The sequence below is a fragment of the Amycolatopsis silviterrae genome (assembly GCF_042684085.1).
Lineage (GTDB): Bacteria > Actinomycetota > Actinomycetes > Mycobacteriales > Pseudonocardiaceae > Amycolatopsis > Amycolatopsis silviterrae.
Map to the genome: position 1 here is coordinate 88081 of NZ_JBHUKS010000015.1, position 15161 is coordinate 103241.

Sequence of the window (15161 nt, forward strand, 5' to 3'; positions counted from 1 at the left end):
TTTCGACCGGGAGGGCGTATGCGCAGGACCATCGACTGGGCCGACGGGGCGATCGTGATCGTGGACCAGGTCGCACTTCCGGCTGAGTACCGCACACTCACGCTACGCACCGTCACCGAACTGGTCGACGCCATCCAACGGCTCGCCGTACGCGGAGCACCAGCACTGGGCGCAGCCGGCGCGCTCGGTGTCGCACTAGCAGCCACTCAAGGCGGAGACGTCCGAGCAGAAGCCGACCGAATCGCCCACGCCCGGCCAACCGCCGTCAACCTGGCCTGGGGCGTTTCCCGAGCACTAGCCCAGCTACCCCACGGCCCCAACGCGGTACTGGCCGAAGCACAAGCCATGCTCGACGAGGACGAACAACGCAACCGAGCCGCCTCGGCACACGCGGCAGAGATCGTGCTGGACTCCTGCCCCCGAAGGACATTGCGGTTTCTCAGCCACTGCAACACCGGCCATCTGGCGACCGTCGCCTGGGGAACAGCACTCGGCGTCGTCTGGCACCTGCACGCTAGAAACTTGGTGGAATCGGTACTGGTAGACGAAACCCGGCCGCTGCTGCAAGGCTCCCGACTCACCGCCTGGGAGCTAGCGCAAGCCGGAGTGCCCTACCGAGTACAAGCAGACGGCGCGGCCGCCGCAGCAATGGCGCGCGGGTTAGTGGATTGCGTGCTGGTAGGCGCAGACCGAATCGCCGCGAATGGGGATGTGGCCAACAAAATCGGCACTTACGGACTGGCCATCGCCGCCGCACACCACCGAATCCCGTTCATAGTAGTAGCCCCAACGTCCACTGTGGACACATCCCTGGCCACCGGCGCAGACATCACCATCGAAGAACGAGCAGCCACCGAACTAACAGAATCCGCACCCCCCGGAGCAACCGCCTTCAACCCAGCCTTCGACGTAACCCCGAACGCACTAATCACCGCAGTAGTAACCGAAAACGGCGCGTTCCACTCGTAGCCGTCCGTGAGGGGAACCTTCACAGACCCAGATTCCCTCAGGGTTCCCCTCACGACCCATTGCCACCAGCGAAGTCCGTGAGGGGCCCCTTCACGGACGTAGATTCCCTCAAGGAGTCCTTCACGGACCGCACCCGCCCGCCGCCCGAAGCGCCCCAATGTGGCATTGGGTGCATCCCACGCAACCAACGCCACATTGGGTGCGTCACATGCACCCAACGCCACATTGGGGCGCAAGCCCCCACCCCGAACCGCAGCCGATGCACCCAACCAGCGAGGCACCCAGCCCCACCCCCGCACCCCGATACGAAGCCTCCCTGCGCTCGGCGGGTGCTTGTCAAGGCATCTTTCCCGCCTTGACAAGCACCCGCCGAGCGTCAGCACAATCCGGCTTCGGGGTGCCCCACGCAACGCACTAAGGCCGAGGCCCCACCACCTCAACCCCATCCCGCACCAAAATCGCCATCGCAGGACAAGAATCCGCCGCGTCCAACACAGTCTCATCCGCCTCAACAGACCCAACCACCGGCCGAGCCGTAGCCCCCTCCAACACAAACACCTCAGGCATCAACGAAGCACACATCCCACTCCCGATGCACACCCCGCCGTCAACCTCAACACTCCAGCTCACAGTCACCACCCCACCGGCATAGACCGAGGCCCGCGAACCAACATCTGCGTCTTCCACTCAATCCCCCCAGCCAGCCGCAACTCCGGCAATTCCCGGGTCAACGCCCGCAACGCCTCCTGCAGCTCCAGCCGCGCCAGCGGAGCCCCCAAACAGTGATGCACCCCGTGCCCAAACCCAAGATGATGGTTGTCCCCACGATCCAACACCAGCTGATCCGCGGTCCCGAACTGCAGCCGATCCCGGTTAGCCGCCCCAATCGCCACCAGCACCGGCTCCCCTTGGCGCACCAGCACGTCCCCGACCTGGACATCCTCCACCGCATACCGGGCAAACCCAGCCCCCGCGCCCAGCGGCACGAACCGCAGCAACTCCTCCACCGCGGTCGGAATCAACCCAGGATCAGCACACAACCGCTCCCACTGCGCACGCTCATTCAGCAACGCATACACAAAGTTAGGAATCTGGCTGGCAGTAGTCTCATGCCCCGCCACCAAAATCCCGACACATAGATCGACCAGCTCCAGCTCAGTAAGCCGATCCCGCACATCCCGAGCCTCGATCAGCGCAGTCATCAAGTCATCCTGCGGCGCAGCACGATGCTCAGCGATCAACCCAGCCATATACGCCCGCAGCTCCTCACGGCTGCGCTCCGACTCCTCCGGAGTGAGGCGCGTGGTCGACAGCGCCGCGTCGCTCCACTCGCGGAACTGCGGCCGGTCGCCGACCGGGACGCCGAGCAGTTCGCAGATCACCGCGACCGGGATCGGCAACGCGTACAGGTCGACCAGGTCGGCCGGCTGCCCGTGCTCGCGCAACTGCTCGATCAGCTCGCCGGCCAGCCGCGCGACCCGGGGCCGCAGTTCCTCGACCCGCCGCGCGGTGAACGCCTTCGCGACGAGTGTGCGCAGCCGGGTGTGATCGGGCGGGTCCATCGAGAGGATGCCGCCCGGACGGCGGTAGTCCGACATCCGCGGCTCGTCGTTTTCCTGTGCCAGGGCGCGGGAAAACCGCCGGTCGCCGAGCACCAGCCGGGCGTCGGCGTAGCGGGTGGCGAGCCAGGCGGCCTCGCCGTGCGGCATCTGGACGCGGATCATCCCCTCGCTCTCGCGAGCGGCGGTGTAGGCCTCGTTGAGCGCGAGACCCGCCTCCTCGTTGAACGGGTAGGCGAGCGGTTCGGTGTGCGTGGTGGTCATGCCAACGACTCCCCGGGTCCCTTTGTAAGCAGGTGCTTACATGCTTACTCCTGGGACCGCTTCCCGGTCAACCGCGCGGAGGGGTAATCCCGCGGGCGTAGTCCCGCGAGCGGATGTGGACGGCGGCGCGCTGGCTACGATCAACGGCATGCCCGAAGCCAACCTGGCGCGACCGCCGACGGGCGCGAAAACGGTGGTGGCGTGGGCGGCTTTCGCACTGTCGCCGTTGGTGCTGGCCGCCTGGGCGGCGGTCGGCGGCCCGCCTTCGGTAGTGCCGGTGCTCGCCATGGCGCTGCCGTTCGGGGTGGTTCGGCGGCAGCCATGGGCAGTGCTGGGCCTGCTGGTGGCAGAGCTGGCACTCAGCCCGCTGGTGCCGGAGTCGCACTCCTTCGTCCGTTATCTGCAGATCGTCAGCATCGACCTCGCGGTCGGCTGTCTCGCCACTGTCCGCCGGCCGCGGGTGTCGGTCGGCGCGGCCGCGGCGGTGCTGGTCGCGCAGGCAATCGTGGCGAACGTCTTCCCGCTGTGGCCCGGTTACGGCGCGCGCGGGTCGGTCGAAGCGGTCGCTGGGCTGGTCATCGCTTGGCTGGGCGGGAACACGCTGCGCTTGTGGCGGCAGAACGCCCAGGCACGGCGAGCGCATGCCGCCGCCGAAGCGGTACAGGCCGAACGGCTGCGGATCGCGCGGGAGCTGCACGACATGGTCGCGCACAGCATCGGGGTCATCGCGATCCAGGCCGGCATGGGCCGCCGCGTCATCGACACCCAGCCCGGCGAGGCCGGGGCCGCCCTGCACGCCATCGAAGACGCCAGCCGGGACACTCTGGCCGGGCTGCGGCGGATGCTCGGCGCCCTGCGCAGATCGGACGCCGAACCCGTCGCCGCGCCGCTGGGCCTGGCGGACCTCGACGCTCTGGTCGCGCGCTCGGCGGACGCCGGGCTCCGCGTGCGGCTGCGCCGGCTCGGCGATCCGCGCCCGCTGCCGCCCGAGATCGATCTGTCCGCGTTCCGGATCGTCCAGGAGTCCGTCGCCAACGTGGTCCGGCATGCTGGCACCAGCGAGTGCCAGGTGGTGCTCGACCAGCGCGACGAGGAGCTGTTCATCGAGGTGACCGACAACGGACGCGGCCACGTTCAAGGCGACGGCTACGGCATCCCCGGAATGCGCGAACGCGTCGCACTGCTGCGCGGCGAGTTCTCCGCCGGGCCGCGTCCCGGCGGGGGTTTCCGGGTGACTGCCCGGCTCCCGACGTTCGAAGGCGCCCGGTGACGGTCCGCGTCCTGCTCGCCGACGATCAGCCGCTGATCCGCAGCGGCCTGCGCGTCCTCATCGCCGACCACGACGATCTGCTCGTGGTCGGCGAGGCCGGGACCGGCGCGGAAGCGGTCGAACTCTCCCGCGAAACCCGGCCCGACGTGGTGGTGATGGACATCCGGATGCCCGGCATGGACGGCATCGAGGCCACCCGCCGCCTCACCGCCTCGGCCGAACCGCCCCGGGTGCTGGTGCTGACCACCTTCGACGAGGACGACTACGTCTACGGCGCACTCCGCGCCGGAGCCAGCGGCTTCCTCGTCAAAGACATGGCGCTGGAAGAGATTCTCTCCGCGATCCGGGTGGTCGCGGCCGGAGACGCGCTGCTCGCGCCGAGCGTCACGCGCCGGCTTATCGCGCACTTCGCGCTCCGCCCCGAACCAGCCCGGCCGCACCGGCCGTCCGACGGCATCACCGGACGCGAGCGCGAAGTGCTGACGCTGGTCGGCTCGGGCAAGACGAACCACGAAATCGCCGCCGAGCTGTTCATCAGCGCCGCCACCGCCAAAGCGCACGTCGCCCGGCTGTTCACCAAGCTCGATGCCCGCGACCGCGTCCACCTCGTCATCATCGCGTACGAAATGGGCCTCGTCCGGCCGCCCGGATGACGCGCGCTTACTCCCGCGGGCGTATCCCGGTCGCTGGCAATGCGTCCTGGCGGCCGATGAAGCAGCGGGCCGCGATCGGCATCGTCGAAGACCTCATCTTCGCCGACCGACAGCCGAGGAACCGATGCCCCGACTCGACCGCTCCGCACTGACCGCCGCGACGGTCAACCTGCTCGCCCGGCGGACACCCTGGCTCGAAACCGAAGTGCACACGCTGCGCGGCCTGGTCCGCCCCGGCGACGTCTGCGTGGACGTGGGCGCGGCGGCGGGCCTGTACAGCCAAGCCCTCGCGCACCTGGCCGGGCCCGCCGGGAAGGTGCACAGCGTCGAACCGCTGATGTTCTCCCATCCGGTGTGGTCTCGCGTGCTGGGCGCCTGGGAGCGGCCGAACGTGGTCCGGCACGCCGTCGCGCTGGACACGCACGCCGGGCAAGCGACGATGCGGGTTCCCTTCACGTCTTACCGACCGGCCACCAGCCGCGCTTTTCTCGGCGTTGACGCCCGGAATCTGGGCTCTACCCGGGATTTCCCTTATCACGTCGACATGCGGGCCGAGGTCAGCACGCTCGACAAGCTTCGCGCGGACGCGGGCTTGACCCGGCTCGACTTCCTCAAGATCGACGTCGAAGGAGGCGAACTGCGCGTCCTGGAAGGCGGCGAGCGCACCATCGCCGATTTCCGGCCCTCGGTGCTCGTCGAAATCGAGGCGCGGCACACCGTGCGCTACGCCTATTCACCCGACGACGTCGTGCGCTGGTTCGCCGCGCGCGGCTACCGGATGTACACCTGGCGTCGCGGCTGGCAGGCCGTCGACCAGGTTTGCTTGCACGCCAACAACTATCTCTTCCGCCCGGCCTACTCCCCCGGAACGACCGCGGCGCCGGCATTGTGAACGACGGGCCGATGCCGTGAAGCCGCGCGGCCGACACCGTTGTCCTCGTGACCAGAATCCCAGACCTCAGTGCAGCGCAGGTGTTCGGAAGTCCGGCGACCGCGGACCGGATCGCCATCCTGGTGCCGGGGGTGGCCAACCGGCCGGACACCTTCTGGACCGGCGTGGGCGGCTTGCGGCACCGGGCTCCGGCCGTGCAAGCGGCCGATTTGCACCGGTCCGCCGCCGAGCAGGGCATCGCGGACAACTTCGCGGTCATCGCCTGGCTCGGTTACGAACCTCCCGGCGGAGTGGGAATCGCCGCCGCGCGCCAGGATCTGGCCCGCGCGGGAGCCGCCGCGCTGAACCGGTTCGTCCGCGGCCTCCTCGCGGTCCGTCCACAAGCGACAGTCGCGCTTCTCGGGCACAGCTACGGATCGACCGTGCTCGGCCTCGCCGCTCCGGACCTGCCTCGCCAGGTGACCGACCTCGCCAGCTTCGGCAGCCCGGGCATGGGCGTCCGCCATGTCACCCAATTGCGCACCACCGCGCGGGTCTGGGCCGGACAGTCCTCCCGAGACTGGATCAAATGGGTCCCCGGGGTCCGGTTCTTCGGCCTAGGCCACGGCACCAAGCCAGCCGACCCCGCCTTCGGCGCCCGGGTTTTCGCTACGTCGGACGTCGCCGACCACGACCATTACCTCAGCCCCGGGACCGATTCGCTGGCCGCACTGACCCGGATCGCGACCGCCCGGCAAATCACGAGACAGGTCCCTCCCGCCACCCTAGGCTCGATCCAATGACTTCCGCGTGGACGAACGAAGCCGCCATCCAGCAGTGGGACACCACCAGCACCCGGGAATCGATGGAAGCGACCGCCGAACGCGGTGATTTCGCGAAGCAGCATCTGGTCAACCCCGTCCTCCTCCGGCTTCTCGGCGACGTGCGCGGCCGAACGGTGCTGGACGCGGGCTGTGGCAATGGCTACTTCAGCCGGATCCTCGCCGCGCGCGGGGCCGAGGTGACCGGGGTCGAACCCGCCGGGAGCCTGATCTCGTTCGCGCGGGAGAAGTCTGCGGAAGATATTTCTTACCTCCAGGCGGATCTCGCCCAACTGCCGGAACTGGAGCCGTTCGACGCTGTCGTGTGCAGCATGGTCTTGATGGCGATTCCGGACTGGAAGCCCGCGATGCGCGCCTGCGTCGAGGCGGTGCGGCCGGGCGGGCTGTTCGTGTTCGCGATCGTCCATCCGGCGTTCGAGGAGCTGTTCGGCACCTGGCGCGAGCACGGCGAGTACCGCCGGAAGGAGTACCTGGCGGAGTACGAGATCGCCAGCGGCCACGCGGCCGACTTCCATCGGCCGATTTCCGCGTACCTCAACGAGGTGGCCGCGCTCGGCTGCCGGGTACGGGAGGTCGTCGAGCCGGGGCTGGACCCGGAGGTGGCCAAAGCGAGCGGAATCGAGAGTTACGTGCGGATGCCGAACTTCCTGATCGTCGCGGCGGAAACCGGCTGCCCGTCTGGCCTATAACCGCTTCCCGAAAGGCCCAGCGACGGCCGCGTTGCCGATAGCGTGGTCGCATGCTTGATTACGGCCTGGATTTGTCCGAAATAGCCCGCGAAGTCGCCTTGCCGGACTTGCTCGCCGAAGGCGACGACCTCGACGCGGTCGCGGCCGCGGAACCCGACTGGTCGAGACCCACCCCGGCGAAGGGCTGGACGATCGGCCACCAGATCGCACATCTCGCGGCGGCCGACGCGAACGTGCTCCTCGCCATCCGGGACCCGGAGAAGTTCGCCGCGGTTCTCGACGAGAACGCCGACGACGTAGCGGCAGAAGGGGCCGCGCGGCCGCGAAAAGAACTGCTGGACCAGTGGCGCGCCGGACGTGCCGAGGTGGCGGCGGCGCTCGGCGAAATCCCGCTGGACCAGGCGTTCCCGTGGTATGGCTCGGAGGCCACCGCGACGCTCCTGGTTCCGCTTCGGCTGCTGGAAACGTGGGCGCACGGGCAGGACATCTACGACACCGTCCGAATCGAGCACCGCCCGACGGACCGGCTCAAGCACATCGCCGCGCTGGGCGTGGCCGCGTGCGGGCTCTCGTTCTACGCCGCCCAGCGCCCGCTGCCGACCGAGCCGATCCGGGTCGAGCTGACCGGCCCGGACGGCACCGTCTGGACCTGGGGCCCGGAGGACGCCGCGCAGCGGATCCGGGGCAGCGCAAGGGATTTCTGCCTGCGCGCCACTCAGCGCCGCGCCCTGTCCGAAACCGCGCTGGCCGCGGTCGGCGAGGACGCGAAGACGTGGCTGCAGAACGCCCGGGTCTTCCTCTGACGGCTGACGGCTAACGGCGCTTGGGCCGCAGCAACGCGACGCCCACCGTCAACGCGCTTGTCGACGCCACGTGGATCGCCAGCGCTTTCCGGTTCGGCGCCCACACCCCGGTCGTCGGGCCGCCCGACCACATCGCCGCCACGAAACCGCCTGCGGCACAAGCCATTGCCCGCCACAACGCCGGCGACCGGCGCGATCCGGCCGCCAGTCCGCTGCCTACCGCACCGAACGCGCCCGCGGTGATCAACGCTTCGCGCGCCATGTGGTACTGCACGTGGCCTTCGCCGTGGCGGACCTCCGGTGCGCGGTAGCTCGGATCCGTGATGTGCGTGACTGTCTGCCACACCGACGGCACCGCGGCGGCCACGCCCGCGAGCATCGCCGCCGTGCCAAGGACTTCCCGTTTCATGAAGACTCCTTCCCCTTGAGGTGATGCGAAACCCGCCGCAGCGCGTCGTTCACCACGTCGATGGTTTCCTGGTCGAGAACGTTCGCGATCTCGCGTTCGATCTCGGTCTTGAGCTCGAACGACGCGAGCGCCTGCCGTTTGCCCTCCTCGGTGAGCGACACGAACACCGAGCGCCGGTCGCCGGGGTCCTTGTCGCGGCGGACCCAGCCGCGCGATTCGAGCCGGGTGATCCGGTGCGTGACCGAACCCGAGGTCAGCTCGACCGCGGCCATCACCTGCCCCGGCGTGAGCCGGTGCCCGGGCGCGCGCTTGAGCGCGGCGAGCATTTCCAGCTCCCACAGCTCGATCCCGTGCGCGGACAGTTCGCGGCGCATCGCGAGTTCCAGCTGGTGCGCGACCCGGCGCAGCCGGTAGGACAGCGATTTCGCGCCCAGCACGCTCTCGTCGCCGCCCCCGCGCCGGACGGCGTCGACCAGGTCGTCGACCGCGTCCCTCGGCGATGCGTTCACCGGCACGGCCCTTTCTCTCGACATCAAGACAGTGAGATAATACCTTGACGTCAAGAGAGTTCGCGAGGCGAGCAACGGAGGGGAACCATGGAGATCGAGGTCGCAGTGATCGGCGCCGGGCCCGTCGGCATGGCGGCGGCAGCGTTCCTGCACCGGGCGGGGGTCGCGGTCCGGGTGTTCGAGGCGAATCCGGACCGCGTGTGGCAATCGAGGGCGACCACGATCCACCCGCGCACCCTGGAAATCTTCGACTCGCTGCCGGACGAACGAGGGTCGCTGGCCGCGCGCATGGTCGCCGAGGGAAACCCGGTGCCCGCCACCCATTTCGCCGCCCTGCCGAACCGGCTGAGCTACGCCGGGCTCGACACGTCGTTCCCGTTCGTCCTCCTGCTCCCGCAGCCGGACACCGAGCGGCTGCTCGCCGGGCATCTCGCCGAACAGGGCGTCGGGATCGAGCACGGGTGGAAACTCGCTGACCTGACCCAAGACGAGCAAGGCGTCACCATCGTCTCGGAAACCGGCGACACCCGGCGGGCCCGCTACGTCGTGGGCGCGGACGGCGCGCACAGCGCGACCCGGCACGCGCTCGGCGTCGCCTTCCCCGGAAATCCCGCGTCCACCATGGGTTTCCTCGCCGACGTCCGCCTGGAGCGCCCGCCCGCGCAGCCGCACAACTGGGACTACCAGCGCGGCTCGTACAGCGCGCTTCCGCTGCCCGGCGGCATTTACCGCGTGTTCGGCCACGAGCCCGGCGACACCGGCCTCACCCCGGAGGAAGCCGCCCGACGCCAGGCCCAGATCCCCGACGAAGCCGAACTGCGCGAAACCCTCAAACGTCTCGCGGACGACGATCTCGGCATCACCGAGGTGCTCTGGGCGTCCCGGACCGGCGACACCACGCGGCACGCCGAGCAGTACCGCACCGGCCGGGTGTTCCTCGCCGGCGACGCCGCGCACGTCCACCTTCCGGCGGGCGGCCAGGGCCTCAACGTCGGCGTGCAGGACGCGGCGAACCTCGCGTGGAAGCTCGCCGCGGAGGTGCACGGCCGCGCGCCGCGCCGGATCATCGACGGCCCGCAGTCCTACGACGCCGAACGCCGCCCCATCGCGGCCCGGCTCGCGGCGAACACCCTCGCACAGGCCGCGCTCATGGTCACTTTCACGCCGGGCGGGAAAGCGTTGCGGGACTTGATGTCCGACCTCATCGGCCGCGACGGCGACACCGCGGACGAGCTTCGCGGCTGGCTGTCCGGACTGGACGTTTCCTATGCCGAGGACGGCAGTCTCGCCGGCCGTCGCGTGCCCAACCTTCCGCTGACCGACGGTCGCACGCTCCACCGTGCGCTGCGACCGGACCGTCTCACGCTGGTCGCCTTCGGCAGCACCACCGTCCCGGAGGCCGCCGTGCGCTCTACCCGGGACTGGCACGGCTTAGCCGCCGTCCTCGTCCGCCCGGACGGTTACGCCGCCGAAGTGTGGGTGCCGGACGAGAAGATCACCAACGACTGGATGGAGCACTGAATGGGTGCCGACACCGCACGCGGGCGCTTCGGGATTCTGGCGATCCTGTGCTCCAGCATCCTCGTCGTCGCGATGGACAACACCATCGTCAACGTCGCACTCCCGGTCATCCGCACCGATCTCGGCGCCTCGATCAACGGTCTGCAATGGACGATCGACGCCTACACGCTCGTCATCGCCTGCTTCCTGATGCTCGGCGGGGCCACCGGAGACCGGTTGGGGCGCAAGCGAACCTTCATGGCCGGATTAGTCCTGTTCGGACTCGGCTCGCTGCTGTGCAGCCTCGCCCCGTCGATCGGCTGGCTGGTGGCCGCCCGGATCGTGCAGGCGCTCGGCGGCGCGATGCTGAACCCGGTCGCGATGTCGATCATCACGAACGTCTTCGCCGACCCCGGCGAGCGGGCGCGGGCGATCGGCGTCTGGGGGTCGATCGTCGGGATCTCGCTGGGCGTCGGCCCGGTGCTCGGCGGCGCGCTCACCGAGAGCATCGGCTGGCGGGCGATCTTCTGGGTCAACGTTCCGGTGGTCATCGCCGCGCTCGTGCTGACCGCCCGCTACGTGCCGGAATCCCGCGCGCCGCGGCCCCGCCGGCCGGACCCGGTGGGGCAGGTGCTGGTCGTGGTGCTGCTCGGTTCGGTGGTGACCGCGGCGATCGAGGGCCAGCGGCTCGGCTGGGATTCGCCAGCGATCCTCAGCCTCGCCGGACTCGGCACGCTGGCCTTGCTCGTACTGATCCGCTGGGAAACCCGCCGCCGGGAACCGCTGGTCGAACTGCGGTTCTTCCGGAGCGTGCCGTTCTCGTCGGCGACCCTCAGTGCGGTGTTCGGGCTCGCCGCGTTCGGCACCTTCCTGTTCCTCTCCCCGCTGTACCTGCAGGACGTGCGCGGGCTGTCGGCGCTGCAGTCCGGCCTGATGCTGCTGCCGACCGCCGCTGCCGCGACCGCCGCCGCGATGGTGGCCGGCCGGCTGATCGCCACTCGCGGCGCGCGGATCCCGATGCTGACCGCCGGGATCTCGATGACCGCCGTCGCCGTCGTGCTCGCCACCGCGTCCGCCGACACGCCGCTGTGGGTGCTCGCGATCGCGTACGGCGTGTTCGGCATGGGGTTCGGGCTGCTGAACCCGCCGATCACCAATGCCGCGGTGAGCGGCATGCCGCGCTCGCAGGCCGGGGTCGCGGCGGCAGTCGCGTCCACTTCGCGGCAGGTCGGGCAGACCCTCGGCGTCGCGGTCGCGGGCACCATCCTCGCCGCCGCGGTCACCCCGCTGACCGGCTACGCCACCGCCTGGTGGACCGTCGCGGGCGGCTCCGTGCTCATCGTCGCGCTCGCCGTCCTCGCCACCACCGCGTGGGCGCGCGCCGGAGCCGAACGGGTCGCCCGCCGTTTCGCCGACGAGCCGATCGCCGAACCGGTCTAACCGGGACGGGGTGAATCGGGCAGAGCTGTGGTCCTTACGTCGTCTATCCAGGGCGATCGCGGCGCGACGGGGCGGACGTCTCCAGAGTGGAAGATGCCCGCACCGTCGGAGGAAAGGCGCCATCCGCATGCCGCACAAGACCCCGGCTCTCCCGACTGAACGCACCGCTGGCTGCCCGTTCGACCCGCCCGCCGGGTACGCCGAACTGCGGGAGACCGCGCCGGTGTCGCGGATCCGCTGCCCGGCCGGGTTCGACACCTGGCTGGTCACCCGCTACGACGACGTCCGCGCCGTGCTCGCCGACCCGGCGCTCAGCTCGCGCGGCGCCTCGTCGGTGCACGTCAAACCCGATCTGGACCCGTACGACGACGTCGACCCCGGTTCGATCATCCAGCTCGACGGGGCGGAGCATTCCCGGCTGCGCAAGATGGTCGTCGCCGAGTTCACCGTCCGGCGGGTGGAGCGGCTGCGCGAATACGTCCGCGAGCAGGTCGAGAGCCACCTGGACGCGATGCTCGCCAAGCCCGGCCAGGCCGACCTGGTGCAGGACTTCGCGCTGCCGATCCCGTCGCTGACGATCTGCGAGCTGCTGGGCGTCCCGTACGCCGATCGCCAGCGGTTCCAGAGCCAGAGCAGCCTGCTGGTCAGCACCGACCAGGAGACGGGCACCACCGACCAGGCCTACCGCGAACTGGCTGGCTACCTGGGCAAACTCTTCGCCGGCAAGCAGCAGGACCCGCAAGACGACCTGTTCAGCAAGCTCATCGTCCGGGCCGAGGCCTCCGGGGAGCCGCTCGACCTGGACGAGCTGATCATGCTCGGGCTCAGCCTCCTGGTCGCCGGGCACGAGACCACCGCCAACATGATCGCGCTCAGCACGCTTCTGCTGCTGGAGCGCCCGGAACAGCGCGCGCAAGCCCTCGCCGACCCGCCGCGCGCGGTCGAGGAACTGCTGCGGTACCTGTCGGTCGTGCAGTTCGGCGTACTGCGTTACGCCACCGAAGAGGTCAAGGTCGGCGACCAGACGGTGGCCGCGGGTGACTGGCTGATCGCCGCGCTGAACTCGGCCAACCACGACGAGGACCGCTACCCGCACGCCGATCAGCTGGACTTCACCCGCGAATCGCCCCGGACGCACGTCGCCTTCGGGTTCGGCGCGCACCAGTGTGTCGGCCAGCAGCTCGCCAGGGTCGAGATGCAGGAGGCGTTGACCGCGTTGTTCCGCCGCGTGCCGGACCTGCGGCTGGCGGTGCCGAAGGAATCTTTGGCGTACAAGCACAACACGCTCGTCTACGGCGTCGAGGAGCTGCCGGTGGCCTGGTCCGCGTAGTTCGCCCGGCCGCAACGCGGCCCGCCGGGTTAACCTCGTCGCGCACACCAGCGCACACCAGGGGGAAACGGGATGGCCGCGGACCAGCCTTCGCGCAAACGCGACGCCACGGCCACCAAGGCCGCGTTGCTGGACGCCGCGGCCGACCTGTTCGCCGAACGCGGCTTCGACCGGACCACGGTCCGTGACATCGCCAACCGCGCGGGTGTCAACCAGGCGCTGCTGTTCCGGTACTTCGGCAGCAAAGACGCGCTGTTCGAGCACGTGATGGCGCGCGGCGGCCTGGCCCAGGTCGAAACGACGCCACCCGAACGGCTGTTCTCCGCGGCCCTGCGCAGCCTGCTCGAACGCGACGACGCGGCGTCCCGCTCCATCGAGACCTACCTGCGGTCGTCCGGCACCAACCGCGCCGACGAAGCCCTCCGCGCGCAACTCGACGCCGAGTACACCCGCGCGCTGTCCGGGCTCACCGACGCGCCGGACGCCGAACTCCGCGCCGACCTCGCGATGGCCTGGCTGCTCGGCATCGGGCTGGTCCGCTCGATCACGCGCAAGGAACCGCTGGCCACCGCGCCCGCGGACGAGATCGAACGGCTCATCGGGCCGGCGGTGCGCACCTTGCTCGAACGCAGCCGGTAATCCACCGCCCTCGCTGACCTGCCTGAAGTCCGTGAGGGGAACCTTCACGGACTCTGCGTACCTAGCCAGGAACTTAATCTGCACGGCCGCACACTTGCCAACCATCCACAAAGGACGCCACCTTCGTCGAAATGCCCTATTTGTTCTCCCGTGACCGTCTCCGGAGGTCCGTGAGGGGAACCCTCAGGGACTCTGATTCCCTCAGGGTGCCCCTCACGGACGACAAACCCGGCCCCGGCAACAGCCGAACTCGGCACCGTCAGGCCTCTCGGTCTGGGCAGAAGCACCTCAACCACACCCGCGGTGCTGCCTTAGCCCTGGCCATGGGCGGCGGAGGGTCGTGAGGGGAACCCTCAGGGACTCTGAGTCCGTGAGGGTTCCCCTCACGGACCGGTGGCAGCGGATACGGTCACCGCATGTTCCCGCCCGCCGCCACCGCGGCCGAGTTCGACGAGCTGACCCGCGAGGGCCTCCTCCCCGCCGCACGCGACCTCCTCCGCACCCTCGGCGAGCCCGGCGAACCAGTGCCGTTCGCCGACGGTTCGCTGCCGGTGTACGCCGTCGGCGAGCAGCTCGTCCTGAAGCTCTATCCGCCGCTCTACCTCGACGAGCTGGCCACCGAACGCACGATGCTGGAGGTCCTGCACGGCAAGCTCCCCATCCCCACGCCGGGCGTCGTGCATGCCGGAACGCGCGACGGCTGGGGTTACGTCGTGATGGAACGGCTGCCCGGGCGCACGCTCAAGCAGGTCTGGCCGGAACTGTCCACAGCGGACCGGCTCGCGCTCGCCCCGGAGATCGGCGAGGCGCTGTCCACTTTGCACTCCGTGCGCGACCCGGCGCTGTCCGTGCTCGGCCCGCCGGACTGGGCCGCGTTCCTTGCCGGGCAACGCGAAAAGCTGGTCGAGCACCACCGCAAGACCACTTTGGACGAACACTGGCTCGCCCAGCTCCCCGAGTTCCTGCGCACGGTCGACCTTGGCACGCCGGAAACCGCGCCGTTGCACACCGAAGTCATGCGTGACCACCTGATGGTCGCCCGGGACGGGGACAACTGGCGGCTGACCGGGCTGTTCGATTTCGAACCGGCGATGCGCGGCGCGCCGGAATACGAGTTCGCCGCGGCCGGCCTGTTCGTTTCCGGCGGCGACGCGACAGTTTTCCGGCGGCTTCTGCTCGCTTACGGTTACCGCCCCGCCGACCTCGGCCCGGACTTCTCCCGCCGTTGCCTCGCGTACGCGCTTCTCCACGTCTACAGCAACTTCCGCTGGTACCTCGACGTGCTCCCGGCACCGCCGGAACCTACTTTCGTATCGCTGGCGCAGGCATGGTGGGGCGTATGAGGGGTACCCCGAGATTACCCCGCGACATACCCCCGTAAAAAGGAGTGAAATACGCGACAACCCGGCAATCG

Annotated in this window: 16 protein-coding genes; 12 read left to right on the forward strand and 4 right to left on the reverse strand. The window is 69.6% G+C overall.

What is annotated here, in order from left to right; translation table 11 throughout:
* Window positions 1-18: 18 nt before the first annotated feature.
* Complete coding sequence (gene mtnA, locus ACFSVL_RS21080) at window positions 19-969, forward strand: S-methyl-5-thioribose-1-phosphate isomerase (RefSeq protein WP_378306650.1); 951 nt, start codon at window positions 19-21, stop codon at window positions 967-969.
* Window positions 970-1383: 414 nt separating this feature from the next.
* Here the strand turns inward: mtnA and ACFSVL_RS21085 are convergent, their stop codons facing one another.
* Together ACFSVL_RS21085 and ACFSVL_RS21090 are read right to left on the reverse strand one after the other, a co-directional pair.
* On the reverse strand, window positions 1384-1656 hold the full coding sequence (locus ACFSVL_RS21085; protein ID WP_378306652.1) for a ferredoxin: 273 nt from the start codon (window positions 1654-1656) through the stop codon (window positions 1384-1386).
* Window positions 1602-2792 (reverse strand): cytochrome P450, encoded by a 1191-nt coding sequence (locus ACFSVL_RS21090; RefSeq protein ID WP_378306654.1) that lies wholly within the window; start codon window positions 2790-2792, stop codon window positions 1602-1604. The genes ACFSVL_RS21085 and ACFSVL_RS21090 overlap by 55 nt, the downstream gene beginning before the upstream one ends.
* Before the next feature lie 148 nt (window positions 2793-2940).
* On the opposite strand from ACFSVL_RS21090, the gene ACFSVL_RS21095 reads away from it, so the two are divergent.
* From ACFSVL_RS21095 to ACFSVL_RS21120, 6 genes are all read left to right on the forward strand, one after another.
* Window positions 2941-4062 (forward strand): sensor histidine kinase, encoded by a 1122-nt coding sequence (locus tag ACFSVL_RS21095; protein ID WP_378306657.1) that lies wholly within the window; start codon window positions 2941-2943, stop codon window positions 4060-4062.
* Window positions 4059-4715: a response regulator gene (locus tag ACFSVL_RS21100; RefSeq protein WP_378306659.1), complete on the forward strand. Its 657-nt coding sequence runs from the start codon at window positions 4059-4061 to the stop codon at window positions 4713-4715. Before ACFSVL_RS21095 ends, ACFSVL_RS21100 begins: the two co-directional genes overlap by 4 nt.
* A 124-nt stretch (window positions 4716-4839) precedes the next feature.
* Window positions 4840-5607, forward strand: a complete 768-nt coding sequence (locus tag ACFSVL_RS21105) for an FkbM family methyltransferase (RefSeq protein ID WP_378306661.1) — start codon at window positions 4840-4842, stop codon at window positions 5605-5607.
* A 47-nt stretch (window positions 5608-5654) separates the two neighbouring features.
* Window positions 5655-6389 carry an alpha/beta hydrolase gene (locus tag ACFSVL_RS21110; protein WP_378306663.1) on the forward strand — a complete coding sequence of 245 codons (735 nt, stop codon included), beginning with the start codon at window positions 5655-5657 and terminating at the stop codon, window positions 6387-6389.
* Window positions 6386-7117 (forward strand): class I SAM-dependent methyltransferase, encoded by a 732-nt coding sequence (locus tag ACFSVL_RS21115; RefSeq protein WP_378306665.1) that lies wholly within the window; start codon window positions 6386-6388, stop codon window positions 7115-7117. The genes ACFSVL_RS21110 and ACFSVL_RS21115 overlap by 4 nt, the downstream gene beginning before the upstream one ends.
* 50 nt (window positions 7118-7167) lie before the next feature.
* A complete protein-coding gene (locus ACFSVL_RS21120; protein WP_378306667.1) occupies window positions 7168-7920 on the forward strand; it encodes a maleylpyruvate isomerase family mycothiol-dependent enzyme in 753 nt (250 codons plus the stop codon).
* Window positions 7921-7930: 10 nt separating this feature from the next.
* On the opposite strand, the gene ACFSVL_RS21125 is transcribed toward ACFSVL_RS21120, so the two are convergent.
* Both ACFSVL_RS21125 and ACFSVL_RS21130 read right to left on the reverse strand, forming a co-directional pair.
* Complete coding sequence (locus ACFSVL_RS21125) at window positions 7931-8329, reverse strand: hypothetical protein (protein ID WP_378306669.1); 399 nt, start codon at window positions 8327-8329, stop codon at window positions 7931-7933.
* Window positions 8326-8862, reverse strand: a complete 537-nt coding sequence (locus ACFSVL_RS21130) for a MarR family winged helix-turn-helix transcriptional regulator (RefSeq protein WP_378306670.1) — start codon at window positions 8860-8862, stop codon at window positions 8326-8328. Before ACFSVL_RS21130 ends, ACFSVL_RS21125 begins: the two co-directional genes overlap by 4 nt.
* Before the next feature lie 63 nt (window positions 8863-8925).
* Between ACFSVL_RS21130 and ACFSVL_RS21135 the strand changes: the two genes are divergently transcribed.
* The 5 genes from ACFSVL_RS21135 to ACFSVL_RS21155 all read left to right on the forward strand — a co-directional run bounded on the left by ACFSVL_RS21135 (window position 8926) and on the right by ACFSVL_RS21155 (window position 15090).
* Window positions 8926-10359 (forward strand): FAD-dependent monooxygenase, encoded by a 1434-nt coding sequence (locus tag ACFSVL_RS21135; protein WP_378306672.1) that lies wholly within the window; start codon window positions 8926-8928, stop codon window positions 10357-10359.
* On the forward strand, window positions 10360-11778 hold the full coding sequence (locus ACFSVL_RS21140) for an MFS transporter (protein ID WP_378306674.1): 1419 nt from the start codon (window positions 10360-10362) through the stop codon (window positions 11776-11778).
* Between the two features lie 127 nt (window positions 11779-11905).
* A complete protein-coding gene (locus tag ACFSVL_RS21145; protein ID WP_378306676.1) occupies window positions 11906-13108 on the forward strand; it encodes a cytochrome P450 in 1203 nt (400 codons plus the stop codon).
* A gap of 72 nt (window positions 13109-13180) precedes the next feature.
* The gene (locus ACFSVL_RS21150) at window positions 13181-13747 is read left to right on the forward strand and encodes a TetR family transcriptional regulator (RefSeq protein ID WP_378306678.1); all 567 of its coding nucleotides are present in this window, start codon (window positions 13181-13183) and stop codon (window positions 13745-13747) included.
* Window positions 13748-14163: 416 nt separating this feature from the next.
* Window positions 14164-15090: an aminoglycoside phosphotransferase family protein gene (locus ACFSVL_RS21155; RefSeq protein ID WP_378306680.1), complete on the forward strand. Its 927-nt coding sequence runs from the start codon at window positions 14164-14166 to the stop codon at window positions 15088-15090.
* The last annotated feature ends 71 nt before the right edge of the window (window positions 15091-15161 follow it).

Bases quoted from the DNA above. Each gene is read 5' to 3' on its own strand.
- ACFSVL_RS21130 (WP_378306670.1), bottom strand. From the start codon at position 8,862: ATGTCGAGAGAAAGGGCCGTGCCGGTGAACGCATCGCCGAGGGACGCG.
- ACFSVL_RS21145 (WP_378306676.1), top strand. From the start codon at position 11,906: ATGCCGCACAAGACCCCGGCTCTCCCGACTGAACGCACCGCTGGCTGC.
- ACFSVL_RS21125 (WP_378306669.1), bottom strand. From the start codon at position 8,329: ATGAAACGGGAAGTCCTTGGCACGGCGGCGATGCTCGCGGGCGTGGCC.
- ACFSVL_RS21120 (WP_378306667.1), top strand. From the start codon at position 7,168: ATGCTTGATTACGGCCTGGATTTGTCCGAAATAGCCCGCGAAGTCGCC.
- ACFSVL_RS21135 (WP_378306672.1), top strand. From the start codon at position 8,926: ATGGAGATCGAGGTCGCAGTGATCGGCGCCGGGCCCGTCGGCATGGCG.
- ACFSVL_RS21115 (WP_378306665.1), top strand. From the start codon at position 6,386: ATGACTTCCGCGTGGACGAACGAAGCCGCCATCCAGCAGTGGGACACC.
- ACFSVL_RS21155 (WP_378306680.1), top strand. From the start codon at position 14,164: ATGTTCCCGCCCGCCGCCACCGCGGCCGAGTTCGACGAGCTGACCCGC.
- mtnA (WP_378306650.1), top strand. From the start codon at position 19: ATGCGCAGGACCATCGACTGGGCCGACGGGGCGATCGTGATCGTGGAC.
- ACFSVL_RS21105 (WP_378306661.1), top strand. From the start codon at position 4,840: ATGCCCCGACTCGACCGCTCCGCACTGACCGCCGCGACGGTCAACCTG.
- ACFSVL_RS21095 (WP_378306657.1), top strand. From the start codon at position 2,941: ATGCCCGAAGCCAACCTGGCGCGACCGCCGACGGGCGCGAAAACGGTG.
- ACFSVL_RS21150 (WP_378306678.1), top strand. From the start codon at position 13,181: ATGGCCGCGGACCAGCCTTCGCGCAAACGCGACGCCACGGCCACCAAG.
- ACFSVL_RS21090 (WP_378306654.1), bottom strand. From the start codon at position 2,792: ATGACCACCACGCACACCGAACCGCTCGCCTACCCGTTCAACGAGGAG.
- ACFSVL_RS21140 (WP_378306674.1), top strand. From the start codon at position 10,360: ATGGGTGCCGACACCGCACGCGGGCGCTTCGGGATTCTGGCGATCCTG.